Below are 24,484 nucleotides of genomic sequence, written 5' to 3'. Positions count from 1 at the left end.
TCAGGTACTCAAGGGCACGCTGACAGAGGCTCTGCGGGCGCTGCCCTTGAGAGACGTACTCCGGCAGATCCTTCCACATCAGGCCATGCCGGACCTTGTGCGACGACGCCCGGAACGCGAGTCGCGGGGGGACAATCCTGGACCGCTTCCCGGGCCTTGGGAAGAGGCCCTCCCACGGTGCCCCTGCTCATCCGTCGGCATGGGCGGCACCCTGCGCGTGACGCCGCCATCCGGACATTCGCCCCCTCTCGTGCTGATTGCCACTTAGTTCTCAACGGAAAAAAGCAGTTGACAGCCGATCTGCATGATCAGGTATGGTCCGGACCACGTATTCAGTCGCGTTGAACGGGAAGTGAATTCACCGCCGCGACAATGGATCGACGTTACCTGACTGGGGGGTCACAAGGTGCGCGCAAGAATTGCGGCCACTGCGGCTGCGGACATCGGAACCGAGTCCAAGAACTGCAGTAGGTCGACTTTTTTCCACCTTTCCCAGGTTTTGTCAGGGCCATGACGCAATGCGGGCGACGTCGGCCTCCCGGCCGACGAAGACCCCGACGAGCAGCCGCACAGAAGGTCTCCGACTGACCCCGGAGCCCCCCAGGACGGCACATCACTCCTCGTCCGGCCACACCTCCGCGGCCATGCCCCGCCGATACGGCGGTCCTCCGCGGAACCACGCATTCAGCGGCAGCCGAACGCCGGGAACCACTCCGGACTGTCGAGCGAAAAGGCACACAACGCCAAGGCGATCAAGACAGCGGACCGGATCGGCCGAGCTCTGTCACGGCATCGGGGAACCTCGCGCCCGGTGTCGTCCCATTCGAGGCGGCACTGATGTGGTGCCGACCCGATATAACCCCCCATGGATTTCCCTTCCTGTTCCGGGAAGGGCTTGTCAAGAAAGCGTGATGTGATACCGAATCGGAGATTAAGAGCACCTATGGCCGTGGCGGTCGCCACCGTCGTGCTCACCGGAATGATCCAGATTTCCGCCCAGGCCGACGCCCCGATCGGCGACGGCAGTACGCGGACAGCGGCGGCATCCACGGTGCCGCCACCCCAGGTCCCCGCGGCCGAGCGCCCGGAGGTGCTCGGCAAGGACTGGAAGAAGTCCGGCGATACGGCCTGGACGACGACAGGGGACGCCCAGGGATTCCACATCCTGACGGCCCGTGAGAAGGACGGCTACGCCTGGGAGACCACGGCCTCGCTCTCCGAACCCGGCTTCGACGCCGACTCCTGGATCGGCAACGCCTGTCTGACCGCTTCGGGCAAGCGCGCTGTCGTCGTGTACGCGCCGCGCACGTTCACCAACAACCCCAAGCTGATGGCGAGGGGCGGCTTCACCGCTGTGGTGGAACTGGCCACCGGCAGCGTGACCAAGCTGGGCCTGACCACGTCCCTCTCGTACTACAACCCGGGCTGCGGCGCGGGCGAGACCGCGGTTCTCACCCAGTCGATGGGTGAGGACAAGACCAGCACCCGCCTGACGACCCTGGACACCGTCACGGGCAAGCTGTCCGCGCCGGTTCTGACCAAGGGGCAGGTCACCTCGGCCGTGGCGGGCAGTGGGGGCAGCATCGTCGCCGCCTTCGGCTCGCAGCTGGTCTCGGTCGGCGCGAAGGGCGGCAAGAAGGTCCTCACCCGTACGTCGGGGACGCCGTACCGGATCACGCCGGACGCGAAGGGCGGTGTGGTCTTCCTGGACCGCCAGGCCCGGAAGACGAAGAAGACCGAGGCGAACACCTTCGTCAAGCACCTCTCCGGCACGGCAGGGCCCGGCAAGGCGGACGTCATCGGCCGGGCCAAGCTGTCCAAGGCGGGCCTGACCCGTGCGGGCCGGCAGGTCTACATCACGGGCGAGGTCGCCCAGGTCCGGACGCTGCCCTCGGGAGTCACCCGACTGGCGAAGTCCTCCAAGGACGCCGTGGTCTCCACGCGGGCCGAAGCCGTCGTCGAGCACACCACCTGGGCGGACGGGAAGGGCTCGCCGTCCTTCCTGCATCCCCAGGCAGCCACCGATGCGCGGTCGGTCAGCATCACCACCACCGTGCGCGACACCGGCAAGGAGGCCCGCTTCACCGTCAAGCCTCTCAAGGCCAAGTCGAAGCAGTGGGCGGAGGGGCTCAAGCCCTCCCTGCGCCTGCGCGCCGGCGGTAGCGAGAAGCGCGTGGCGAAGAAGTCCGGCGAGACGTCGTCCGCGGGCCGGCTCGCCGCGGCAGCCAGTTCGCCGACGGAGATCGTCGAGTCCGAGCGCACATGCTCGGTGCCGCGCAACGACCCGCGCAACCAGGCCATGCAGCCCAAGCCGCGCCAGGTCGAGTGGGCCGTCGACCAGGCCATCGTGGGCGGTCTCAACAAGCACATCTCGCGTGCCGCCAACTGGAAGAACCTGGGTATGCCGGCGTACCAGCCGCAGACCCTCTTCCCCAACCCCGTGCTCGAGGGCGGCGGCCGGGTCCCGGCACAGATCCTGCTCGGCATCACGACGCAGGAATCGAACATGTGGCAGGCGGCACGCGTCGCCGTCCCCGGTGTCACGGCGAACCCGCTGATCGGCAACTACTACGGCATCGACCTGTACGACGGCGACTCCGCCAACGACTGGGATGTCGACTTCGCCGAGGCGGACTGCGGCTACGGCATCACGCAGGTCACCGACCACATGCGGATGGCCGGACGCGAGGACGGTCACGGCGGCGCCGCCTGGGACTACCAGAAGCAGCGTGCGGTCGCTCTGGACTACACGGCCAACATCGCGGGCGGTCTCCAGATCCTGGTGGAGAAGTGGAACCAGGCCAAGCGCGCCGGTGTGGAGGTCCACGACGGTGACCCCAAGCGCCTGGAGAACTGGTTCTTCGCGCTGTGGGCCTACAACTCCGGCTTCTACGAGAACGTCAACGGCAACGAGCCGTGGGGCGTGGGCTGGGCCAACAACCCCGCGAACCCCGAGTGGGACGCCGGACGCACCCCGTTCATGGAGGACAGCCGGGGCAACGAGGACGCCTCGACCGCGGCCCGTCCGCAGCACTGGCCCTACCCCGAGAAGGTCCTGGGCTTCGCGGCCCATCCGCCGTCGTTCCTCGAGTCCCCCGGAAACCTGGTCCCCGCGTTCCGCGCGGCCTGGTGGAACGGCACGGAAGGCGACTCCACGGTCAAGGGCAGTGCCAAGCAGAACCGCGCCCAGCTGAAGCCGCCGGAGGACCTCTTCTGCGGTCCGTACAACGAGTGCGACCCGGCGAAGATCTCCGACAGCGCCTCCAACGCCAGTGAGACCACCGGTCCCTGCACCCGTGCGGACTCGAAATGCTGGTGGCACCAGTCGGTGCAGTGGAAGACCGACTGCTCCTACAGCTGCGGCAACGAGTTCCACCGCTTCAACGACACCTATCCGGAGGAGGCCGACGGAACCGCGTACCCGCCGAACTGCACCACCAGCGGGCTCCCTTCGAACGCGCTCATCGTGGACGACCTGCCCCAGGGAACGCCGGTGGTCCGCCCCGGTTGCACGAACTCCTGGACCAACTCGGGCACCTTCTCGTTCGATTTCTCGAACAACGGGACCGAGTCGACGTATCCGTCCAAGGTGGACCTGCACCAGCTCGGAGCCGGTTTCGGCGGCCACTTCTACTTCGGCCACACCCGCATGGCCGACGAGAAGGGAATGCGTCTCAAGGCCGAGGGCATCTGGAAGCTGAACCAGGAACTCAAGAGCCAGGCCAAGGTCATGGTTCACCTGCCCGATCACGGTGCCCACACGAAGTACGCCACGTACGAGATCAAGACGGGCTCCGGCTCGAAGTACGTGAAGATCTCGCAGCCCGGCAGCTCCAACCGCTGGGTGTCGCTCGGGGCCTTCCGGTTCAACAACGTGCCCGAGGTGCGGCTCAACACGGTCACCTCGGACGGGACGGGCGACGAGGACATCGCCTTCGACGCGGTGGCGTTCGTTCCGGGTGACTGGGACGGGTTCGAGGGAGTGGGCTTCCCGGACCCCGTCCCGGGCGCACCCGACCCGGAGATCCCCGACGCGCCCGAGACGCTCCCCGCCTTCTTCCCGGCCGTGGGGGCCCTGTCGGGCCTGCGGACCGCGGACGGCGGCTCGAAGTGTCAGGACGTCTCCGGCAAGGAATACGACCAGGTCTGCTTCACCTTCGGGAAATCCGGGTCGGCAGCGAAGCCCGGGGCATCCGGGAAGGCAGCGGCTTCGTCTTCGGCCGCCGCGGCCGTAACCCCGGGGGAGAACGCGGCCTGCGCGTTCACGGGTCCGCCGCAGATCACCCGTGACCGCTTCGAGGCGTGCATCCTCGACGAGTTCACCATCGGTGTGATCAAGGACGGTGTGACGCTCGGAAAGGCGTACCTGGAGTACCGGCACCAGATCGACCTCTCGGTCAACGCGAAGACGATCACCCAGACCGTCTCGCTGACGCCGACCAAGGTCGACCCCTACATGGCGTCCAAGAAGTACGGCGTCAACATCCAGTTCTACTGCGGTCCCGACTGCGGGTCCGCGTTGCCGAACTGGACCGGAACGCCGGCCTGGATCAGCGCGGCCGACAAGCACAAGGCCACCGCGACGGCCACGACCGAGTGGTCCCTGAGCACCGGAGCCAGCCGCAACCACCTCCACTGGACCTTCTCCGGCACCATCGACGGCGCCCCGACCATGGGCTTCGACCACGACGCGCCGAAGTCGCTCGACATCCGGTGCGACAACGAGTTCTCCGGCAAGCTACCGGGCTGTGTGTTCCCGGAGTTCACCCCGTCGTTCGCGGTGAACACACAGGAGCACCCCGCGGCTGCCGCCCTGTACTGGACGCTCATGCAGAAGCTGCCGTCGCACCCGGGAAGCAAGCAGCACAAGAAGCCGCTGCACCGTCTGAAGAGCAAGACCGCGCAGAAGGACAATCGCGACGCGATGTGCCGCCTGGCGATCGCCAAGTTCGTGAAGCATCCGGATACGGACACCCCCAGCTGCGACGAGTACCCGTTCGCGGCCTCGCGTGAGAGCGGTGGGCAGATGCCGGGCATCACGTCCGGTTCGCAGTGTGCGCAGTTCTACGCGGTGGACGAGCCCACCACCGGCTGGAATCTGTACATCGACGACCGCGAGGGAGTTCCCACCTGGACGGAGGTGTGCGGGCGCGGCAACATTCCGCTGAGCCAGAACACGGAAGAAGGAGGAGCCCTCGGGCGATGGAGCCCGAAGGTGCGTCTTGCCGACAACGACGCCTACTACGTGGAAGTGCCCGGGTTCGAAGGCTGTGACCCGAACACCTTCTGCCAGGTCAGGCTTCCCTGACAGCACGGCATCATGAGGGGGCCCGGCACCATCGGTGCCGGGCCCCCTTTCATCGGAACGGAGTCGCTATGGATGGAATTCGGTGGATCGCCGATGAGGACCTCTTCGAGTTCGGGTACTGGGTGGTCTTCGCCCGCGACACGTCGGCGTCGGACCTGCTGGCCCGCGTGGCAGGGGGTACGGCGGAGCGAGACGCGTCCCTGCTGACGCGCGTGGAGGCGAACGAGCGCGCGGACGAGAGCGACGGTGTCGCCCTGCGTTCCGGCCAGGCCAACGGCTGGGGCTTTCTGATGGCGGAGGGAGGCCCGGTCCGTGTGAGCAGCCCGGAGGACCTCTCACGGATCTCTTCCGGGACGGAGGTGATCGAGTTCTGGTGCACCGTCAACTCCGACATGATGTTCACGTACGCACAGTCGGGGACCGTCGTCTGCCGCTTCGAACCCGGGCGTGAGCACGAGAGCGAGGGTGCCGCCCCGGATCTCCTGATTCCGGCGCTGGGGGACGCCGGCCTCGATCCCGAGATGCGGGTGCTGGCCATGATGGAGTCCCGCTTCGGGATCGATCTGTCGCAAAGCGACGTACTGGAGGGCCCGCTGCTCTCCGTGACGATTCCGTCCTGAACCGCGTGGCCGGCCGACCGGCTGCCGTTCCGGCCCGATGTGCTCGGGCGCGAGGGAAGGCGGCGGCCGGCCGGTCAGCAGGACCGGGCCGGGTCTCAGTTCACGAACTGGCAGATCCCCCGCGGCAGATACGTCCCGTGCCCCGCGTGACCCACATAGGTGCGTGCGTCGATCACCGGAACACCGCGCGACAGCACGGTCTCCACCCGCCCCGTCACGCGCTTGCCCTCGTAGGCCGAGTAGTCGACGTTCATGTGATGCGTCTCGGCGGACATGATCTGCTCGGCATGCGGGTCGTAGATGACGATGTCGGCGTCGGCCCCCGGAGCGATCGTGCCCTTCTTCGGGTACAGGCCGAACATCCGGGCCGGCGCCGCGCACGCGATCTCGATCCAGCGGCGACGGCTGATGTGCCCGTCGACGACGGCCTGGTGCAGCAGGTCCATCCGGTTCTCGACACCCGGCATGCCGTTCGGAATCTTCGAGAAGTCGCCGCGGCCCATCTCCTTCTGCCCCTTGAAGCAGAACGGACAGTGGTCCGTGGACACCACCTGCAGATCGTTCGTCCGCAGCCCGCGCCACAAAGCCTCCTGATGCTCCTTCGGGCGCAGCGGAGTCGAGCAGACATACTTCGCGCCCTCGAAATCGGGCTCGGCCAAGTTGTCCGTCGACAGGAAGAGGTACTGCGGGCAGGTCTCCCCGAACACCGGAAGGCCCTCGTCCCGGGCCCGCGCCAGTTCGGCGACGGCCTCCTGCGCGGACACGTGCACCACGTAGACGGGAGCGCCCGCGACCTGGCTCAGCTTGATCACCCGATGCGTCGCCTCCGCCTCGAGAAGCGCCTTCCGGACTTCACCGTGGTAGCGCGGATCCCTCTCACCGCGCGCCAGTGCCTGCTCCACCAGGACATCGATGGCGAGCCCGTTCTCCGCGTGCGTCATCACCAGCCCGCCGTTCGAACCGGCGCGCTGCATGGCCCGGAGAATCTGGCCGTCGTCGGAGAGGAACACCCCCGGGTACGCGGTGAACAGCTTGAACGAACTCACGCCGGCCGACACGAGCCGGTCCATCTCCTTGAGCGAGGACTCGTTCACATCGGACATGATCATGTGGAACCCGTAGTCGATCGCGCACGCGCCGTCCGCCTTCTCGTGCCACGCGTCGAGCCCTTCGCTGAGCGATCCCCCCTTGGGCTGGATGGCGAAGTCGACGATGGTCGTCGTGCCGCCCCAGGCCGCGGCCCGCGTGCCGGTCTCGAAGGTGTCGGAGGCGAACGTGCCGCCGAAGGGCATCTCCATGTGCGTATGCGCGTCGACCCCACCCGGGATCACGTACTTCTGCGCAGCGTCGATGACGTGGTCCGCGGTCCACTCATGCGTGTCGTGGGTTGCCATGGCCACGACGCGGCCACCGTCGATGAGCACGTCGACGTGGAGCTCGTCGGAGGCGGTGATGACGAGGCCGCCGGTGATCAGAGTGCGTGTCATGGCTTCTGCTGCCCTTCGCATCGGGATTCGGGTACTCGCTGGATGAGCGCGTAGGCGTGGACGTCGTCGGACGCGGTGACGACGAGGCCGCCGCGGACGACGGTGCGGCTCATGTACCCCTCCTCGCGGCGCGGAATGGGTCTACGCACGTAGACGCGGTGCGTGGTGAAGAACGTAGAAGTGGGTTACCCACCATGGCAATACCGCTGCTGCTAACCGATGAAGACGTTTCCGTTTCCCGTGCGGCGCACCCCACCGGCCCAACGCGCGACGCGGCGCGGCACGGCCCCCACGAAGGGGAACCCGTGCCGCGCCGCGTCGTATACCTCCGGGCGCCGACCGCCCGCCGCGTCAGCGCTTGACGCGGATCAGCTTCTTGTTGGCGAACTCCTCCATGCCGTACTTTCCGAGCTCGCGGCCGATGCCGGACCGCTTGATGCCTCCGAAGGGGAGTTCCGCCGCGCTGCCGGGCGCGTCGTTCACGTACACCATTCCGGCGTCGAGGCGGTCCGCGACGCGCAACGCGTGTTCCTCGTCGTCGCACTGGACGACGGCCCCGAGGCCGTACGGGCTGTTGTTGGCCAGCTCGACCGCCTCGTCCTCGTCGGCGACGCGGTAGATGACGGCCACCGGCCCGAAGAGCTCCTCGCGGTAGGCGCGCATCTGCTCGGTGACGCCGGTGAGGACCGTCGGTTCGAACCAGGCGCCTGGGCGGATGATGCGCCGTCCGCCGGTGTGCACCTTGGCGCCGAGCGCGACGGCGTCCTCGACCTGGGCGGCGAGCCCGTCGGCCGCGGCGGTGGAGGAGAGCGGGCCGAGGAAGGTCCCCGGGTCGGACGGGTCGCCGGGTTCCAGCGCGCGTACGGCCTCGGTGAACCGCTCCACGAACACGTCGTAGTGCTCGTCGACGACGATGATCCGCTTGGCCGCGTTGCACGCCTGTCCGGCGTTGCCGAATCGGCCGGCGAACGCCTGGCGCACGGCCCGTCCGATGTCCGCCCGGCCCAGCACCAGGAAGGGGTCGGAGCCGCCGAGCTCCAGGACGACCTTCTTCAGGTTCCGTCCGGCGATCTCGGCGACGGCGGCGCCGGCCCGCTCGGATCCGGTGAGGGAGACGCCCTGCACCCGCGGGTCGGCGATGATGTCCGCGACCTGCTCGTTGGTGGCGAAGAGGTTGACGTACGCCCCCTCGGGCAGCCCGGCGTCGCGGAAGAGGCGCTCCATCGCGAGGGCGGACTCGGGGCACTGCGGGGCGTGCTTGAGCAGGATGGTGTTGCCCAGCATCAGGTTCGGGGCGGCGAACCGGGCGACCTGGTAGTACGGGAAGTTCCACGGCATGATCCCGAGGAGCGGGCCGACGCCCTCCTTGCGGATCAGCGCGGTGCCGCCGGCCACGACGCTCAGTTCCTCGTCGGCCAGGAAGGCCGGGCCGTTCGCCGCGTAGTAGCGGTAGATCGACACGACGATGTCGATCTCGCCGCGCGCCTGGGCGACGGGCTTGCCCATCTCCCGGGTGATCAGCGCGGCCAGTTCGTCCTTGCGCTCGGCGTACAGCCCGGCGACCCGGTTCAGCAGGTCGGCACGGTCCTGCGCGGCGGTGGCGCGCCAGGCGGTGTACGCCGCGGCGGACGCGGCCACGGCGTCCTCGATCTGCGCGGCGGTCGCCTCGGGATACGTGCGAACGGTCTCTCCGGTGGCCGGGTCGACGATCGTGAAGGTGGTCATGCGGTTGCTCCTCACTGCGGTGTCACGAGCTCTCGGGGCCTGCCGTCGTGCTCCTAGGGCTTGTCGTCAAACTGCCGTCGTTCGGCCGAAGGCCGGGCCGCGCGGTGTCTGGTGCGTGCGATCGCAAGGCGCCGGGATGTCCTCGTAGCGGAGCTACTAGGGCATGTCGGCACCGCCGCGAGCGTGCGTGCCAGACACCGCGCGGCAGACGGAAGTTTGACGACAGGCCCTAGGGGAGCGTGATGGCCTGGTCGACGACGACGTGGACGATCGCGGGGCGGCGGTCCTGCCGTACGGCCTTCAGGGCCCGCTCCACGGCTCCGGCCGCGTCGGCGTCACTGGTCACCGTCTCACCGTGGGCGCCGAAGGCCCGTGCGTACGCGGCGAAGTCCGGATTGTCGAGCTGGGTTCCGCTGACCCGGCCGGGGTAGTGGCGTTCCTGGTGGTCGCGGATGGTGCCGTACTGCCGGTTGTCCATGACGATCACCAGGAACGCCGCCCCGTACTGTACGGCGGTGGCGATCTCCTGACCGTTCATCAGGAACTCGCCGTCGCCCGCCACGGCGACGACCAGCCGGTCCGGGCTCTCCAGTGAGGCGGCGAGCGCGGCCGGGACGCTGTACCCCATCGAGCCGTTGCGCATGCTGAGCTGGCTCGGGTAGACGCGGGTCGGCAGATAGCGCTGCGCCCAGATGCAGTGGTTGCCAGCGCCGAACGTGTAGACGGCGTCGCGCGGCAGGCGTGCGGTCAACTCGGCCGTCACCGTGGTCATATGGGCGGTTCCCCGGGCGGTGGGCGGCAGACCCTCGCCGGTCCGGGCGCCGGCCGGGAAGGAGCTGTGGGCGGCCTGTTCCGCGCGCCCTTCGGCGGTCCATCCCGACCAGTCGGCGTGACCGGTGAGGTCGAGCCCCGCCAGGGCTTCGGTGAACGTCTCCGGCGCGGCCAGGATGTGACGGGTGAGCTCGCCGCCACGCCCGCGCAGCGAGGCGTCGACGGACGCGACGACGGTGGTGGCACCCGGCCTCGCGGTCTGCCGGAGCGTGTAGCCGTCGCTGGGTACGTCGGTCAGGACGCCGCCGACGCACAGGAGCAGGTCCGCGGCCTCGACCCGGTCCGCGAGGCTGTCGGGACGCCCGTAGCCGAGCTGCCCTATGTACGAGGGCGAGTCGAACGGCACCCGGTCGGAGGCGCGCCAGTCCTGGGCGACCGGTATCGCGTGGCGCTCGGCGAAGGCGGTGAGGCGGGCGGCGGCTGCCGGGGTCCAGCGGGGGCCGCCGGCCAGGATCAGGGGGCGCTTGGCAGCCCTGAACAGGCTTGCCAGCTCGGCGAGTTCGGCGGGGGCCACGCCGCCGTCGGTGACTGGGAGCACGGGGTGGAGCGGAGCCGCGGCCGGCCGGGTGATGACGTCCTCGGGGAGGCCGACGACGACGGGCCCCGGGCGGCCCGAGCGGGCGGCGAAGAAGGCTTCGGCGACGATCTCCGAGGCCCGGTCCGGCTGGTCGAGGACGAGGACACGCTTGACCTGCGTACCGAACCAGGCGCGCGGATCGAAGTCCTGGAATGCCTCCCGGTCGCGGTGGCCGCTGGGGACGAGGCCGACGAAGAGGACGAGCGGGGTGGCGTCCTGCCAGGCGGCGTGGACGGCGACGTACGCGTTGGCGGCGCCCGGCCCGCGGGTGACCAGGGCGACGCCGGGCTCACCGGTGAACTTGCCGTGCGCCTCGGCCATGTAGGCGGCGCCGCCCTCGTGGCGGCAGACCACGGTGGTGATGCCGGAGCCGTGCAGGCCGTCGAGGACGTCGAGGTAGCTCTCGCCGGGGACGGCGAAGACGCGCCGCACGCCGTGCAGGGCCAGCGACTCGACGATCGCGTGCCCGGCGGAGCGGGCGGGGGCCGGGGCGGGGCGTGCGGGAGCGGGTGACGTGAGGGGCACGGAGGGGTCCTTCGGAAACGGGGACACGGGCTGCCGGCGGGGACGGGGGTGCGGCAGCCGCGCAGGTCAGGCCAGTATCCGAAAGCCCGAGCATGCCGTCCAATACAGAAAAAGCAGGATAGCCATGCCCTTTGGGTATGGCCGGAGCGCCGTGTTCCGGGGGGCCATGCGTAGGACAGGCCCTAGCGGGCGTCCGGTCCGGGGGGCGGCGGAATCACCGCGTCCCCGAGGCCCACCAGGTAGTCCCGCAACCGCAGCGCCGTCGCACGGATGGTGTCGGCGGCGAAGTGTCCCGGCAGCCAGGCCACGTGCAGCGGCACCTGGAGCACCTCCCCTCCCCCGCCCGGCACCCCCGCGGTGACGCGCAGCGCGTACGCCCCGTACCGCGGTGGGTCGGTGCTCACGCCGATGCCGTGCCCGGCCACCGCGAGCGCCTCCACCGTCGGCCCGTCGTCGCACTCGGTGAGCCGACGGGGTACGAGTCGGGCGGCGCCCAGGGCGTTGTCGAGCACGGCGCGGCTCACGCTGGAACGCGAGTGCACGAAGAGCCGGACGTCGCAGAGCTCGGCGAGCGCGACCTCGGTCCGGCCCTCGCGCGCCCAGGCGTGGGTGGGCGCGACATGCGCCTTGAGCGGGGAGCCGCCCAGGTCGACGGTGTCGAGTCCGTCGGCACGGGGCGCCGGGGACACGATGAGGTCCGCCTCGTCGAGCAGGGTGTCGTTCAGCTCGAAGTGGCCGGCCTGGCGGGTGATCAGCGGTGGCCCCTCGGACCCCGTCGCGGCGATGAACGGGGCGAGGACGCCGCGGATCGTGGCCGCCGTGGCGGCGACGGTCAGTTCCGCGACCCGGCCGGCACGCAGACCCTCCACCGCCTCCTCCGTCGTCCGGGTCTCGGCGATGAGCCGGCGGGCGAGCGGCACGAAGGCCCGCCCGGCGGGTGTCAGGGCTAGCCGGTTGCCGTGCTGCTCGAAGAGCGTCATCCGGATCTCGCGCTCCAGCGTCTTGAGCTGACGGCTCAGTCCGGGCTGGGCGACGTGGAGGGTGGCGGCTGCGGAGGTGACGGTCCCGGCCTCGACGACGGCGAGGAAGTAGAGCAGGCGCCGGTAGTTCATCGGCCGATGATAGCGATCCCGGAATCGGCGACGGCCGGTCAGCCGGGTCCCGGGGTGCCGGGGTGCCCGGGGTGCCGGGTCCCGTGGTCCTTCCCTCCGGTGCGGCCCTCCCACGGTCCCCTCGGGGCCGGCACCGGCGGCGGGGCGGGCGTCACGGATCAGGTCGAGGCCGGGCTTGCGTTCGGGGGTGTGACGGCGGCCGAGCCGCACAGCGCGGCCGGCCGCGGCGCACACCCCCTCCCGCTCACTCCACGGTGCGCAGGGCCTCGCCGAGGATCGCCGCGCCCTCTTCCGCCTCGGCGACGGTCAGGGACATCGGCGGGGCGATCCGCAGGACGCTGGTGCTGTGTCCGCCGCCCTTGCCGAGGAGCAGTCCGCGCTCACGGGCCGCTTCGAGGACCGCTGCCGCGGCCTCCGGGTTCGCCTCGTCGGTGCCGGGCTTCACCAGCTCGATGCCGATCATGAGGCCGCGGCCCCGCACCTCGCGGACGCACGAGGAGCCCGCGCCGACCGCCCGCAGCCGCTCGATGAGCAGCCCGCCGACGCGTCGCGCATTGCCCTGGAGGTCGTGTTCCAGGAGGTACGAGAGGTTGGCGAGCCCGGCCGCCATGGTGACCGGGGAACCGCCGAACGTCGAGATGGAGTTGGCGTCCAGGCAGTTCATGACCTCGGCGCGGGCGACGACACCGCCGATCGACATGCCGTTGCCGATGCCCTTGGCGAACGTGAGGATGTCGGGCGGCCCGTGCTCGCCGTGCGCCTGCCAGCCCCAGAAGTGGTCGCCCGTCCGGCCCCAGCCGGTCTGCACCTCGTCCGAGATCCACAGGATGCCGTGCCGGTCCAGGACCTGGCGGAACGCCGCGTACAGCCCGTCGGGGGGTGAGGTGAAGCCGCCGACGCCCTGGATGGGTTCGGCGATCAGCGCGGCGGCCTCACGGGTGTGCCCGAGGAGGTCCTCCAGATCGGCGACGCACGCCCTGACGAACCGGTCGTCGCTCAGCTCGGCGTACGGTCCGCGGGTGCGGACGCCGCCGTGGACGTACAGCGTCTGGAGCGGGGACAGGCTCGTGGGCGACCAGGCGTGGTTGCCGGTGATGGACACGGCCGAGAACGACCGGCCGTGGTAGCTGTTGCGCATCGCGAGGATCTGGTTGGACCTGCGGTACGCGGTCGCCAGCAGCAGGGCGGTGTCGTTGGCCTCGGTGCCCGACGTGGTGAAGAAGACCCGCGCGTCGGGGATGCCGGAGAGCGTGGCGACGCGCTCGGCGAGTTCCACCATCGGGCGGTTGAGGTAGAGCGTCGAGGAGTGGATGATCCGCCCGGCCTGCTCGGCGACGGCCTTGGTCACCTCGGGCAGGGCATGTGCGGTCATCGTGGTGAGGATGCCGCCGAAGAAGTCGAGGTAGCGGTTGCCGTCCGCGTCCCAGACGTGGCGGCCCTCGCCGTGGGTGAGTTCCAGGGGGCGACGGTAGTAGAGCGCGAGCCAGTCGGGACTGACGGCGAGATGGCGCTCGTGCAGTCCGGTCACGGCTCGACCAGCCCCTCGTACGCGTCGGGACGGCGGTCCCGGAAGAACGCCCACTGCTGGCGGACCTCCTCGATCATCCCGAAGTCGAGGTCGCGGACGAGGAGTTCCTCTTCCTTGTCGCTCGCGACGTCGCCGACGAACTGGCCGCGGGGGTCGACGAAGTAGCTGGTGCCGTAGAAGTCGTTGTCCCCGTACTCCTCCTGCCCGACCCGGTTGATCGCGGCGACGAAGTACTCGTTGGCGACGGCGGACGCGGGCTGTTCCAGCTGCCAGAGGTGACTGGAGAGGCCGCGCGAGGTCGCGGACGGGTTGTACACCAACTGGGCGCCGTTCAGACCGAGTTGGCGCCAGCCCTCGGGGAAGTGACGGTCGTAGCAGATGTAGACGCCGACCTTGCCGACGGCGGTGTCGAACACCGGCCAGCCGGCGTTCCCGGGCTTGAAGTAGTACTTCTCCCAGAAGCCCTTGACCTGCGGGATGTGGTGCTTGCGGTACTTGCCGAGATAGCTGCCGTCGGCGTCGATCACCGCCGCGGTGTTGAAGTAGAAGCCGGACTGCTCGATCTCGAAGACCGGCACGACGACCACCATGCCGGTCTCGCGGGCCAGGTCCTGCATCCGGCGGACGGTGGGCCCGTCCGGGACGGCCTCGGCCCAGCGGTAGTGCTCGGGTTCCTGCACCTGGCAGAAGTAGGGGGCGTTGAACACCTCCTGGAAGCCGATGATCTTCGCCCCCTGCCGGGCGGCCTCGCGCGCGTGCTCCTCGTGCTTGGCGATCATGGATTCGGTGTCGCCGGTCCAGGTCGCCTGGACGAGTGCGGCGCGTACGACGTGGGACATGAGCTGCTCCTTCGACGCGGCGTCAGAGAGCCTCTACGTGGTTTCTACGCCCGTAGACACAGTGCGTAGGGGAGAACGTAAGCCCCGTCCCACAGCGGGGCAAGACCATCGCCGTGAACCGGCAGAGTCGATCATGTTTCATACCCGAGCGGTCCACTCCTTGCATTCAAGCGCACTCGAACTCGTAGCCTCCGTGACACGACCGACCGAAAAGGAGCCTTCGTGCGCTACACACTGTTCGGCAGGACCGGTCTCCGGGTGAGCGAGCTCGCGCTGGGTGCGATGACCCTGGGCAGCCACGAGACGGACCCCCGGGCCGTCACGGCGACGAGCGGACGCATCATCGACGCGTACGTGGAGGCCGGTGGCAACTTCATCGACACGGCCGACATCTACGGCAGCTCGGAGCTGGTGCTCGGCGAGGTCCTCGGCCGCCGCCGCGACAGCATCGTGCTCGCCGGCAAGTACACGTGCGCGACCACCAAGGGGGATGTGAACGCGGCGGGCAACCACCGCAGGAATCTCGTCCAGTCGGTGGAGTCGAGCCTCGGCCGGCTGGACACCGACCGGCTCGACGTCCTGTGGGTGCACGCCCGCGACAACTTCACCCCGGTCGAGGAGGTCATGCGGGCGCTCGACGACCTCGTCAGGAGCGGCAAGGTGCTCTATATCGGCGTCTCGGACTGGCCCGCGTGGGAGATCGCCCAGGCGTCGACCCTGGCCGAGCTGCGCGGCTGGACCGCGTTCGCCGGCTCGCAGTTCCGCTACAGCCTGCTGGAGCGGACCCCCGAACGCGAACTCCTGCCGCAGGCCCGCGCCTTCGACCAGGCGGTCTTCGCATGGAGCCCGCTCGCCCGCGGCCGGCTCACCGGCAAGGACCTGCCCACCGGTCCGGAAGCGCCGGACCGCGGCTGGGACGAGACGCGACGCCGGGAGCACGAGACGATCGCCGCGGTCGTGGAGATCGCCCGGCAGGGCGGCTGGACCCCGGCGCAGGTGGCACTGGCCTGGCTGCGCGGACGGCCCGGGAACATCGTCCCGATCATCGGCGCTTCCACGGAGAGCCAGCTCGCGGACAACCTGTCCTGCCTGGAGGTCACGCTCGACGCCGCCGCCGTGGCGCGCCTCGACGCGGTGAGCGCCGTACCGCTGGGCTTCCCGCACGACTTCCTGCGCGAGCCGGGCGTCGTGGAGACGGTGTACGGGGACCGCTGGGCCGACATCGACGACCGGCGCTCCACGTACCGCCGCACAACGGGCGGGGCCTGACCGGTTCCTGGCGACCGCCCTGACCGCCGCCCGCAGGCGTTCGCCCCAACAGCCCTTCTACGCACCGGCGATGCCCGCCACCCGCAGTGCGTGGACGAGGTCCCACTCCCGCGCCGCCGACACCTCCCGGGCCGCGGCCAGCAGTTGCGGTACGAGGTGGCGCGGATCGCGTTCCGCGATCCTGGCCGCGTCCTGCGGCGTGCGTACGCGGACGAAGGCGCCGAGCAGCGCCCGTGCCTGGGCGGCCAGACCCGCCCGGTCCAGGGCGGCCACCGCATCGGCGATCTCGGCGGCGGGACGGGCCGCGCCCTGGCGCATCAGATGCGCGCAGTCGTCGGGGCGTCCGGCCGCGGCCAGTGCGCCGGCCGCCGCGGCCAGTCCGGCGGGCGGCAGTGTGGACACCTCCCACAGCAGGGTCGCCCAGTCCGCGGCCAGTCCCGCCCCGTGCAGGGCGAGCGCGAGGACCGGCAGCCGGTCGGCGGGCCAGGCCGCCGCCTCGCAGAGCACGACGTGCGCCTCGCCGCTGCGGCCGTCCGCACGCAGCCGGACGAGCCGTTCGACGGCCTCGTCGGCGGCTCGTCGGGCGGCGGGGTCGGCCGGGGCTGGGGTCAGGGCCTCGGCCGGACCGTCCTCGCGGGCCGCGACGCCTCCGAAGCGGGCGCCGCGCGGGCCCGCGGCGGTCGGCGGCGGGACGGGGAGCACGGGAAACGCCGTGGGGGCAACGGGATCGGGCTCGTCGTCGACGTCCAGCCCGGCGAACCGGGCACCCTGCGGCTTCCTCCGCTTCGGGGCGGGGGCCGCGGCAGGGGCGGGCTTCTCCCGGGGCTCAGCGGTGGCCGCCGCAGTCCCCGGATCCGCGGGTCTCTCCCCCGGTCTCCCGCCGTCCCATGTCCCGGGCTCCGCCGGCCCGGCCTGTTCCGCCCGAGCCGCCTGCCCCTCCTCACGGAACCAGCCCGTGGGCACGGACACCGCCGCAAGCCGCTTCCGCAGTTCCGTGCAGCGGGCCGAGGCACGCTCGTGGTCGTCCCGAGCCCACGCCAGGGCCTCCGACCGCGCCTCCGGGGTGTGCCCCGCGTTCACCGAGGCGGCGCGCAGGCGCTGCGCGGCGTGGGTCTGCTCCCCGAGCATGAGCTCCAGCCGCTCGATGAGGGCCTGCCGTCCGCCCGGCCGCCGGTCGTGGGCGGTCGCCGAGGCGGAGTACAGCGCGGCGGCCCGTACCGACTCGTGCTCCGCGAACGCAGTGCCGCGCGCCACGGCCAGGTCCTGGAGCAGTGACTCCACCACGTCCCAGGGCGGCACCTCGGTCCCGTCGAAGCAGGCGCGCATGCCTTGGGGGTCGCGTCGGGAGAACACCCCGTACCAACCGCGTCCGGGGTCGAGCAGGGCCGTCAGGTCCCGCAGGTAGTGTGCGAACGTGCTGACTTCCACCGCAAGTTGATGCACCGTCATCGTCGCCCTCGCCGACCGTCGACTGGAACCTTCCAGTCCGCGGTATTCGATCGCAGGCGTGTTACGGGACGGCTACGCGGGCTTTTCGCGCAGGCTGCGGTCGACGCTCGCCGCGACGCCGCACGCCCCCTCGGGCGAGGGTCTCAGAAAGTGATCGCGATGCCCGTGTGCGGGCGCTTGCCGAGCCGCGCGACCGTCGCGGGCCAGTCGAGGAGCCAGTACTTCCAGGTGTACTTGCGGCCGATGACCTTACGGACCTTCCGGGTCCCGACCTCGTCCAGCAGCTGCCCCGTACCCTCGGCGCTCGGGGCGCCCTCGGCGATCCGGCCCCGCACATCGCAGACCGTGACGGTGACGCGGCCGTCGTTGCGCAGCCGCTTCACCTTCCACGAGTCGGAGCGGGTCCAGACGTACAGCACCTCTCCGTCGGCCGCGGCCCAGACGGGCGTGGCGACGGGCGTGCCGTCCTTCCGGTAGGTGGTCAGGCTGACGTACTCACTGCGCGCGAAGTCCTGAAGAGTCACGGGCGCGACCTTACGCGTCCCCGTCCTCCCCGCGGTCACCGGTGGTGCCCGGGTTCCCGGCATGGGTCAGGGTCTCCCAGGCGACGAAGAGGTCGTCGGTCCCCGCCGGCCGCTGCCGCGCGGCGAGCTTCTCGGTGTACGGGAGTTCCCGGTGCATCCGGTTGCCCAGGTGGTTGAGCGCCACCTCGACGTCCGGGCCCATGGTCCGCTCGACCTTGCCGCCGCACAGCCACCCGGGAGGGGCCTCACCCAGCTGGTAGCGGGCATGGAATTCCAGCGCGGCGGTGAGCCGGTCGGCCTCCTCCGTGTAGAGGTCGATGCCCTGGTGCCAGGCGGTCTCGGCGATGTGCGCGGTCGCCGCGAGGGAGTAGCCGACGTGCATGAAGTTGCGGCAGGTCTCCTGGCCGAGTCCGTCGACGTACTTCCGTTGCCCGAACCAGTACGTGCCGAGCTCGTCCGCGGTGTCGATGGTGCCGGCGGCGGGCGCCTTGGGCAGGTCGCCGTCGGAGGCGAGGTAGAAGTAGGCGGGGACCCGGTCCCGGTAGCGGCGCAGGGCGGCTTCGAAGACGGTGCGGTCCTCCAGGAAGACGCTCATGCTCATGGCCGCGTCCGTCATCGCCAGTTCCCAATTGCCGTTGTAGTCGGGGACCTTGGCGGTCACGGCCGGCAGATACGCCTTGCGGAGCATCCACTTGAAGCGCTGGACCGCAGGCCCTCCCCATTGCGGATAGGTGGCGTGCACGAGGTCGGCCGCCCTCGCCCAGGAGGAACCCGCCCAGGCGGTCTGGAGGTCCGCGTTGCCCTCGGTGTGCTTCTTGACGACGGCGGACCAGGCGTCCATGATCTCGACGGCCTTCGCCGCGTGCGCGGGCTTCCCGGTGAGCTGCCACAGCAGGGCCTGGGTGTACGCGGCGACGGCGTCCTCGCGCTCCGCGAGGCAGGCGGGCGGCCCGGAGTTCGGCGGGCAGGCCACCACCGCGGCCGGCGCGGGGCGGTAGCCGAGCGAGGCGTACCGGCTGACGCGCATCGCCGCGAAGGCGGACTTCCACGGCTCCTGACCGGCCGCCACGTGCGCGCGTACGGCCTTGAGCTGGGAGCCGCTCACCACCACGCCCGGGTGACGGAAGGCCACCGGCCCCGCCGTGTCGCCCGGCGCGGCCGAGTCGCGCGCGGCGGGCGCGCAGGCAGGGAGCAGGAAGAGGGAGCTGAGCAGGGCGGCGGTGACGCTTCTTCTTACGGACACGTGTCCCACGGTGGCCCGGGGGGCGCGGCGGCGCAGGATCTGTTGCGCCGACCGGGCCGCCTTCCGGGACGACGGGTGCGGGACGTCCGTACGGGCGGGGTCAGGCGGTGAGCGGGAGCGGGAGCAGCGTGGGCGGAGCCTCCTGTTCCTGCGGTCCGGGCCGCGTGGCGCCGTCCGCGGGCCCGGCCGCGCAGTGGGCGAGCAGCTCGTCCATCGAGAGGCCGAGGGCACCGGCGAGGGCGGCGACCGTGAAGAAGGCGGGGGTGGGGGCCCGGCCCGTCTCGATCTTGCGGAGGGTCTCGGCGGAGATTCCGGCGCTCGCCGCGACCGCGACCATGCTGCGGTCCTCGCGCGCCTCGCGCAGCAGTCGGCCGAGCCGTTCGCCGCGAGCGCGTTCTTCCGGGGTCAGAGGAGTTCGTACCATGCCGTCATTCTAATACCGCCGGGACCGGTATAGTAATTGGCATGGTGCAACTCAAGACAGACACATCCATCGAGGCGATGCGCGAGGCCGGCCGGGTCGTCGCACAGATTCTGACCACCACACGGGAAGCGGCGGCCGTCGGCGTATCGCCGCGCGAGCTCGACGAGGCGGCCCGCGAGGTGCTGCGCGAGGCGGGAGCCACCTCGCCGTTCCTGAACTACCGGCCGCACTTCGCCCCCACCCCGTTCCCCGCGGTGATCTGCGTGTCCGTGAACGACGCGATCGTGCACGGCATCCCCACGGCGGAGCGGCTCCGGGACGGCGACCTGGTGAGCATCGACGCGGGCGCGACCCTGAACGGCTGGGTGGGCGACTCGGCCATCAGCTTCACCGTCGGCCGGGCCCGCCCCGCGGACACCAGGCTGATCGACACGGCGTTCGCCGCGCTCGACGCGGGCATCGCGGCGGCGGTCGTCGGCAACCGGATCGGCGACATCGCGCACGCGATCGGCACCGTGTGCCGCCGTGCCGGGTACGGCATCCCGGAGGGCTTCGGCGGCCACGGCGTGGGCCGGTCGATGCACGAGGACCCGGGCGTCCCGAACGAGGGACGCCCCGGCCGCGGCATGCCCCTGCGGCACGGGATGGTGCTCGCGATCGAGCCGATGCTGATCGCCGGCGGAGTCGACACCTTCCATCCGGACCGGGACGGCTGGACGCTCCGTACGACCGACGGCAGCCGGGCGGCCCACGCCGAGCACACGGTGGCGATCACGGACGAGGGCCCCCGCATCCTCACCGCGCTCTGACACCCGCCGCCGTCAGTTCTTCCCGATGAACTCCCTGGCCAGCGCGGTGCCGGCGGTGACAGCCGCGCGGTGGCTCTCGATGGGCGACACCCGCGAGTTCTTGAACAGGATGTACGTCACCCCTGACGCGACGCCGCCGCTCGTCGGATCGGGGTCGATACCGAGGGCCTTGGCGGAGGCGTACGACGCCTCGCCGATGACCCCGGCGGGCCCGGTGTCCCCGACGACCGCGTACCGCACCCGGTTCCGGTGGATGACGGCGACCACGCCGCCGCCCTTGATGCCCGACGCGCGGTAGTCCCAGAGCGGCCCAGGACCCGGCACGACGACGAACGGCAGAGCGGCGGAGTCCAGGGGCTTCCCGCGTGAGCTCTGGAACGCCGTCTCCGGCAGGAAGTACGGGTCCGTCTTCTTGTTGCAGGCCTTCGTCGACCGGCCGTCGCAGTCGATGTCCATGTCCGCCTTCCAGAACACGGCACCGTTCTTCCCGCAGACCGGCACGGTCGCCCGGCGCCCCTGGTCCGTCCGGTACTTCCCCTTCGAGATCCGCGTGCAGGACCGCACTTCGGCCAGGAGCGCGGCGGCGCTCACCGAGCCCTCCGCGGCCTCGTGGGGAGCGGCACGGCCGCCAGCCGTGGCGGGCATGGCCGCGGCGGCGATCAGAGCGGCGCCGGAGGCGGCGGACAGGGCAAGCATGCGTGTGCGCACCGTGGGGATGCCTTTCGCTGGATCCGGAGGTCCCTCGCGGGCCTCCCTGATGAATGCGGGCATGCCCGCATCAAGACCCCGGGGCCGGTACGACGCGACGCGTCGTACCGGCCCCGGGGCCACAACCGTTCGATCATGATCGTCAGCCCGGATGCACCACCATGGCCGAGCCCCCGCCCCGGCGCACCTTTTCCGCCGCCGCGACCCAGCGCCCGTCGGGCAGCCGCTGCACACCGGTCGCCGCCCCGATCTCCGGGTTCAGCTTGAAGACGTGCCCGAGCGATTCGAGCTGGGCGCGGACCGGGCTGTCCCACAGTCCGGGCTCGATCTCCGTCGTCGGCGAGTTGCGCTGGCTGGCGCGCGGCGCCGCGATCGCCTCGACGAGCGGGAGCCCGCGGTCGAGGTGCCCGGTCAGGGTCTGCAGGACGGTCGTGATGATGGTCGCGCCACCGGGCGAGCCCAGCGCCAGAACCGGTTCGCCGTCCTTCAGCACGATGGTCGGCGAGATCGACGACCGGGGCCGCTTGCCCGGACCCGGCAGATTGGGGTCGTGGACCGCCGGACTCGCGGGCGCGAAGGAGAAGTCGGTCAGCTCGTTGTTGAGCAGGAAGCCACGCCCCGGCACCGTGATGCCGCTGCCGCCGGTCGACTCGATGGTCAGGGTGTACGCCACGACGTTGCCCCACTTGTCGGCCGCGGTCAGATGCGTGGTGTTCTCCCCCTCGTACGTCGTCGGGGCGGCCTCGCCGCTGCTCGCGCAGGCGGCCGGGTCACGCGGGTCACCGGGGGCGAGCGGGCTGGTCAGCGCCTTGTCGTCCTGGATCAGGCACTCCCGGGCGTCCGCGAACCGCTGGCTGAGCAGTTCCCGCACGGGTACGTCCTCGAACGCGGGGTCGCCGACCCAGCGTCCGCGGTCGGCGAACGCGATCCGGCTCGACTCGATCAGGCGGTGCAGATACTGCTCCGGGCCCGCCTTCGACAGGTCCGTGGACTCCAGGATGTTGAGCGCCTCGCCGACGCTCGTACCGCCGGAGGAGGACGGCGCCATGCCGTACACGTCCAGCCCCCGGTAGCCGACCCTGGTCGGGGCCTGGCGCAGCGTGCGGTACCGCTTCAGGTCCTTGGCCGTCAGATCACCGGACCGCACCACCCGGGTCGCCTTCGGATCGACGGGCGGATTCCGGACCGTCGACACGATGTCCTCGGCCAGCTCGCCCCGGTACAGGGCGTCGACACCTTCGCGGCCCAGCTTCTCGTAGGTGCGCGCGAGATCGGGGTTCTTGAACACCGAGCCGGTCTGGGGGAGTTGCCCGTCCGGCAGGAAGAGCTTCGCCGAGGCCGGGAAGTCCGCGAACCTGGCCTGGTTGCCCTCGGTCTGCGAACGGAACGTGCCGTCCACGACGAAGCCGTCCCGGGCGAGCCGCTGGGCGGGTTTCAGCAACTGGCGCAGGGACTTGCTCCCCCACGCGTCGAGCGCACTGTCCCAGGTGGCCGGGGTGCCGGGCGTTCCGACGCCGAGCCCGCTGGTCATGGCCTCGCTGAACGCGATCGGCTTCCCGTCCTCCAGGAAGAGCGAGGAGTCCGCGCTGCGCGGGGCGGTCTCGCGGCCGTCGACGGTCTGCACGGTGCGCCGCGCGGCGTCGTAGTAGACGAAGTAACCACCACCGCCGATGCCCGCAGAGTACGGCTCGGTGACCCCGAGCGCCGCCGCGGTCGCCACGGCCGCGTCGACCGCGTTGCCCCCGCTGCGGAGTACCTCGATACCGGCGGCCGAGGCATCCGCGTCGACGCTCGCCACCGCGCCTCCGTACCCCACCGCCACCGGCGACTTGGCCGGCGGCCCGGCCGGTGTCGCGGAACCGGCGGGGGCGGCTGCCCCGACCGAGGCGATGACGACGAGAACACCTAAGAACGAGACATTCCGCCCGACGGAACGACGCATGCGCACCTCCACTGAAGGATCGTCCGCGCAGGGTAACTCCGCCCCGCCCCGATCGTCAGGACCGCCTCGGACAAGAACCCGGACGACGGTTGCCCACGGAGCGAAGATGCCCGAGAACGGATGTCGCGTCGGACAACCCGGGGCCTGCCGCCGGAACGGCAGGCTGTCTACGGCCGGCGCTGCTCCGACGCGCGCGTGTGGGTGTCGATGATCGTGAAGAGTACGAGAGCGAGAGCGCAGGGAATCGCGGCTGCCAGGAAGACCACCTTGACGGGCCGGCTTGCCTCGAACTCCAGGAGAAGCACCCAGATCAGCGCACCGCCGCCGATGGCGAAGGCTGTTCTGCCCATCACGAAAGCCTGCCGTCGCGCCCCTTCGGGGGACCAGTCGGTCTTGGGGTACTTGTTCATGTGCCGGAACGCCGCGTCGCCGAGTCCCCGGGGGTTGGTCATGTACAGCAGCCCGAGCGATGTGAACAGCACAGGGCCGAGAAGTATCTCCATATGGCCTGCCTCGCAGAGTCGGCGGTGGGGCAGGCGGCGGATCATACCTGCCCCCGCGGTTGTTCGGATTTACTGGTCACCGAACCGCCCGACGGAACGACGCACGCACCGCGCAGGGCAGCTCCGCACCGCCCCCGCCCTCTGGACCGCCTCGAACAAGAGCCCGGACGACCGCTAACATGCCCGCCCATGACCGACGACGTACGCAACATCGTGCTGGGTGTCATAGCGGCTGCCATCAGCGCCGCCCTCGGCTGGCTCGCCCGCACCTACCTCTGGCGGCGCAGGCTCCGCCGCAAGCAGGCATTCTTCGGCCTGCCCGGCAACTCCGAGTGCCTGCTGGTCGTCAACCGCGACGCGGGTGGCAACGGGGCCGTCCATCGCTACGACGTCTTCGCCCTGCTCGAACTCTCCGCGCTGATCAAGGACTGCCAGGCGCACGCGCAGATCATTTCCCACGACGTCGCCCAGCAGGGGTTCGGTGAGCGTACGGAGTTCTGTGTCGGCGGACCGGGCTCCAACCGCAGAATGGCCGCCCATCTGCATTCGCTGCTGCCCGGCGTGCGGGTGAACACGGATGCGGAGCCCGGGCCCGAACGGGGCGCCTTCCAGATCGGTTCGGAGCGGTACCTGGCCGAGAAGGGCGTCTCCGAGTACGTGCTCCTCGCCCGGCTGACGGCCGGCCAGGACACCCGGCCGGTCTTCCTCTTCTGCGGGCAGCAGGCGATCACCAACCAGGCGGCGTCCCGCTACTTGAGCCGCAACTACGAGAAGCTGCACCGCAAGCACGGCAACAGCACCTTCTGCCTGCTCCTGAAGGTCGTGAACTCGCAGGCGTACGGCCCCGATGTCGTGGAGCAGGTCGCCGATGTGACCCGGGCCGCGCAGGCACCCCTGCCGGCCGCCCCGCGCACCTCGCACCGGGCCACGAGCTGACCGGAGAACGGGAAGAGCGGCACCCTCGTCGCGTACTGCACGACGTGGGGCCGCTCGGCATGTCGAGCACAACCCGACCGGCGCGCAGCTGACCTTCTCCTCGCCCGGCACGGAACCGGATCATG

The 24,484-nt window shown here is 70.7% G+C and carries 18 protein-coding genes; 5 read left to right on the top strand and 13 right to left on the bottom strand.

Annotation, left to right across the window (positions count from 1 at the left end; genetic code table 11):
* Positions 1 to 943: 943 nt before the first annotated feature.
* Together OG230_RS29230 and OG230_RS29225 are read left to right on the top strand one after the other, a co-directional pair.
* Complete coding sequence (locus OG230_RS29230) at positions 944 to 5,308, top strand: golvesin C-terminal-like domain-containing protein (protein WP_328906722.1); 4,365 nt, start codon at positions 944 to 946, stop codon at positions 5,306 to 5,308.
* 68 nt (positions 5,309 to 5,376) lie between these two features.
* The gene (locus OG230_RS29225; RefSeq protein ID WP_328906721.1) at positions 5,377 to 5,928 is read left to right on the top strand and encodes a DUF6461 domain-containing protein; all 552 of its coding nucleotides are present in this window, start codon (positions 5,377 to 5,379) and stop codon (positions 5,926 to 5,928) included.
* 95 nt (positions 5,929 to 6,023) lie between these two features.
* On the opposite strand, the gene hydA is transcribed toward OG230_RS29225, so the two are convergent.
* From hydA to OG230_RS29195, 6 genes are all read right to left on the bottom strand, one after another.
* Entirely contained in the window at positions 6,024 to 7,415 is a 1,392-nt protein-coding gene (gene hydA, locus OG230_RS29220) for a dihydropyrimidinase (protein ID WP_328906720.1), read from the bottom strand.
* Between the two features lie 351 nt (positions 7,416 to 7,766).
* A complete protein-coding gene (locus tag OG230_RS29215; protein WP_328906719.1) occupies positions 7,767 to 9,140 on the bottom strand; it encodes an NAD-dependent succinate-semialdehyde dehydrogenase in 1,374 nt (457 codons plus the stop codon).
* 229 nt (positions 9,141 to 9,369) lie between these two features.
* Complete coding sequence (locus OG230_RS29210; RefSeq protein WP_328906718.1) at positions 9,370 to 11,073, bottom strand: thiamine pyrophosphate-dependent enzyme; 1,704 nt, start codon at positions 11,071 to 11,073, stop codon at positions 9,370 to 9,372.
* A 182-nt stretch (positions 11,074 to 11,255) separates the two neighbouring features.
* Complete coding sequence (locus tag OG230_RS29205) at positions 11,256 to 12,185, bottom strand: LysR family transcriptional regulator (protein ID WP_328906717.1); 930 nt, start codon at positions 12,183 to 12,185, stop codon at positions 11,256 to 11,258.
* A gap of 244 nt (positions 12,186 to 12,429) precedes the next feature.
* Positions 12,430 to 13,713: an aspartate aminotransferase family protein gene (locus OG230_RS29200; RefSeq protein WP_328906716.1), complete on the bottom strand. Its 1,284-nt coding sequence runs from the start codon at positions 13,711 to 13,713 to the stop codon at positions 12,430 to 12,432.
* Complete coding sequence (locus OG230_RS29195; protein WP_328906715.1) at positions 13,710 to 14,552, bottom strand: nitrilase-related carbon-nitrogen hydrolase; 843 nt, start codon at positions 14,550 to 14,552, stop codon at positions 13,710 to 13,712. Before OG230_RS29195 ends, OG230_RS29200 begins: the two co-directional genes overlap by 4 nt.
* 222 nt (positions 14,553 to 14,774) lie before the next feature.
* Between OG230_RS29195 and OG230_RS29190 the strand changes: the two genes are divergently transcribed.
* Positions 14,775 to 15,821, top strand: a complete 1,047-nt coding sequence (locus OG230_RS29190) for an aldo/keto reductase (RefSeq protein WP_328906714.1) — start codon at positions 14,775 to 14,777, stop codon at positions 15,819 to 15,821.
* Positions 15,822 to 15,878: 57 nt separating this feature from the next.
* On the opposite strand, the gene OG230_RS29185 is transcribed toward OG230_RS29190, so the two are convergent.
* From OG230_RS29185 to OG230_RS29170, 4 genes are all read right to left on the bottom strand, one after another.
* Positions 15,879 to 17,270, bottom strand: a complete 1,392-nt coding sequence (locus OG230_RS29185) for a hypothetical protein (RefSeq protein ID WP_328906713.1) — start codon at positions 17,268 to 17,270, stop codon at positions 15,879 to 15,881.
* Positions 17,271 to 17,413: 143 nt separating this feature from the next.
* Positions 17,414 to 17,794: a PPOX class F420-dependent oxidoreductase gene (locus OG230_RS29180; protein ID WP_328906712.1), complete on the bottom strand. Its 381-nt coding sequence runs from the start codon at positions 17,792 to 17,794 to the stop codon at positions 17,414 to 17,416.
* Between the two features lie 10 nt (positions 17,795 to 17,804).
* The gene (locus OG230_RS29175; RefSeq protein ID WP_443051401.1) at positions 17,805 to 19,037 is read right to left on the bottom strand and encodes an alginate lyase family protein; all 1,233 of its coding nucleotides are present in this window, start codon (positions 19,035 to 19,037) and stop codon (positions 17,805 to 17,807) included.
* 100 nt (positions 19,038 to 19,137) lie between these two features.
* On the bottom strand, positions 19,138 to 19,461 hold the full coding sequence (locus tag OG230_RS29170) for a helix-turn-helix domain-containing protein (protein ID WP_328906711.1): 324 nt from the start codon (positions 19,459 to 19,461) through the stop codon (positions 19,138 to 19,140).
* Positions 19,462 to 19,502: 41 nt separating this feature from the next.
* On the opposite strand from OG230_RS29170, the gene map reads away from it, so the two are divergent.
* Positions 19,503 to 20,270 (top strand): type I methionyl aminopeptidase, encoded by a 768-nt coding sequence (gene map, locus OG230_RS29165; RefSeq protein ID WP_328906710.1) that lies wholly within the window; start codon positions 19,503 to 19,505, stop codon positions 20,268 to 20,270.
* 12 nt (positions 20,271 to 20,282) lie between these two features.
* On the opposite strand, the gene OG230_RS29160 is transcribed toward map, so the two are convergent.
* From OG230_RS29160 to OG230_RS29150, 3 genes are all read right to left on the bottom strand, one after another.
* A complete protein-coding gene (locus OG230_RS29160) occupies positions 20,283 to 20,978 on the bottom strand; it encodes a glycoside hydrolase family 75 protein (RefSeq protein WP_328906709.1) in 696 nt (231 codons plus the stop codon).
* A 142-nt stretch (positions 20,979 to 21,120) separates the two neighbouring features.
* On the bottom strand, positions 21,121 to 22,920 hold the full coding sequence (gene ggt / locus OG230_RS29155) for a gamma-glutamyltransferase (protein WP_328906708.1): 1,800 nt from the start codon (positions 22,918 to 22,920) through the stop codon (positions 21,121 to 21,123).
* A gap of 167 nt (positions 22,921 to 23,087) precedes the next feature.
* Positions 23,088 to 23,423 carry a hypothetical protein gene (locus tag OG230_RS29150; RefSeq protein WP_328906707.1) on the bottom strand — a complete coding sequence of 112 codons (336 nt, stop codon included), beginning with the start codon at positions 23,421 to 23,423 and terminating at the stop codon, positions 23,088 to 23,090.
* 189 nt (positions 23,424 to 23,612) lie between these two features.
* Here OG230_RS29150 and OG230_RS29145 point away from each other — a divergent pair, with 189 nt between their 5' ends.
* Positions 23,613 to 24,359, top strand: coding sequence for a hypothetical protein (locus OG230_RS29145; RefSeq protein ID WP_328906706.1), 747 nt, complete (start codon positions 23,613 to 23,615; stop codon positions 24,357 to 24,359).
* Positions 24,360 to 24,484 lie beyond the last annotated feature (125 nt).

It is taken from the genome of Streptomyces sp. NBC_00234 (assembly GCF_036195325.1).
Lineage (GTDB): Bacteria > Actinomycetota > Actinomycetes > Streptomycetales > Streptomycetaceae > Streptomyces.
Note: the sequence above shows the minus strand (reverse complement) of the source record. Positions and strands in the feature narration are given on the sequence as shown.

Coding starts and splice junctions, on each gene's coding strand:
- OG230_RS29230 (WP_328906722.1), top strand. CDS start 944: ATGGCCGTGGCGGTCGCCACCGTCGTGCTCACCGGAATGATCCAGATT.
- OG230_RS29225 (WP_328906721.1), top strand. CDS start 5,377: ATGGATGGAATTCGGTGGATCGCCGATGAGGACCTCTTCGAGTTCGGG.
- hydA (WP_328906720.1), bottom strand. CDS start 7,415: ATGACACGCACTCTGATCACCGGCGGCCTCGTCATCACCGCCTCCGAC.
- OG230_RS29215 (WP_328906719.1), bottom strand. CDS start 9,140: ATGACCACCTTCACGATCGTCGACCCGGCCACCGGAGAGACCGTTCGC.
- OG230_RS29205 (WP_328906717.1), bottom strand. CDS start 12,185: ATGAACTACCGGCGCCTGCTCTACTTCCTCGCCGTCGTCGAGGCCGGG.
- OG230_RS29195 (WP_328906715.1), bottom strand. CDS start 14,552: ATGTCCCACGTCGTACGCGCCGCACTCGTCCAGGCGACCTGGACCGGC.
- OG230_RS29185 (WP_328906713.1), bottom strand. CDS start 17,270: ATGACGGTGCATCAACTTGCGGTGGAAGTCAGCACGTTCGCACACTAC.
- OG230_RS29170 (WP_328906711.1), bottom strand. CDS start 19,461: ATGGTACGAACTCCTCTGACCCCGGAAGAACGCGCTCGCGGCGAACGG.
- map (WP_328906710.1), top strand. CDS start 19,503: ATGGTGCAACTCAAGACAGACACATCCATCGAGGCGATGCGCGAGGCC.
- ggt (WP_328906708.1), bottom strand. CDS start 22,920: ATGCGTCGTTCCGTCGGGCGGAATGTCTCGTTCTTAGGTGTTCTCGTC.
- OG230_RS29150 (WP_328906707.1), bottom strand. CDS start 23,423: ATGGAGATACTTCTCGGCCCTGTGCTGTTCACATCGCTCGGGCTGCTG.
- OG230_RS29145 (WP_328906706.1), top strand. CDS start 23,613: ATGACCGACGACGTACGCAACATCGTGCTGGGTGTCATAGCGGCTGCC.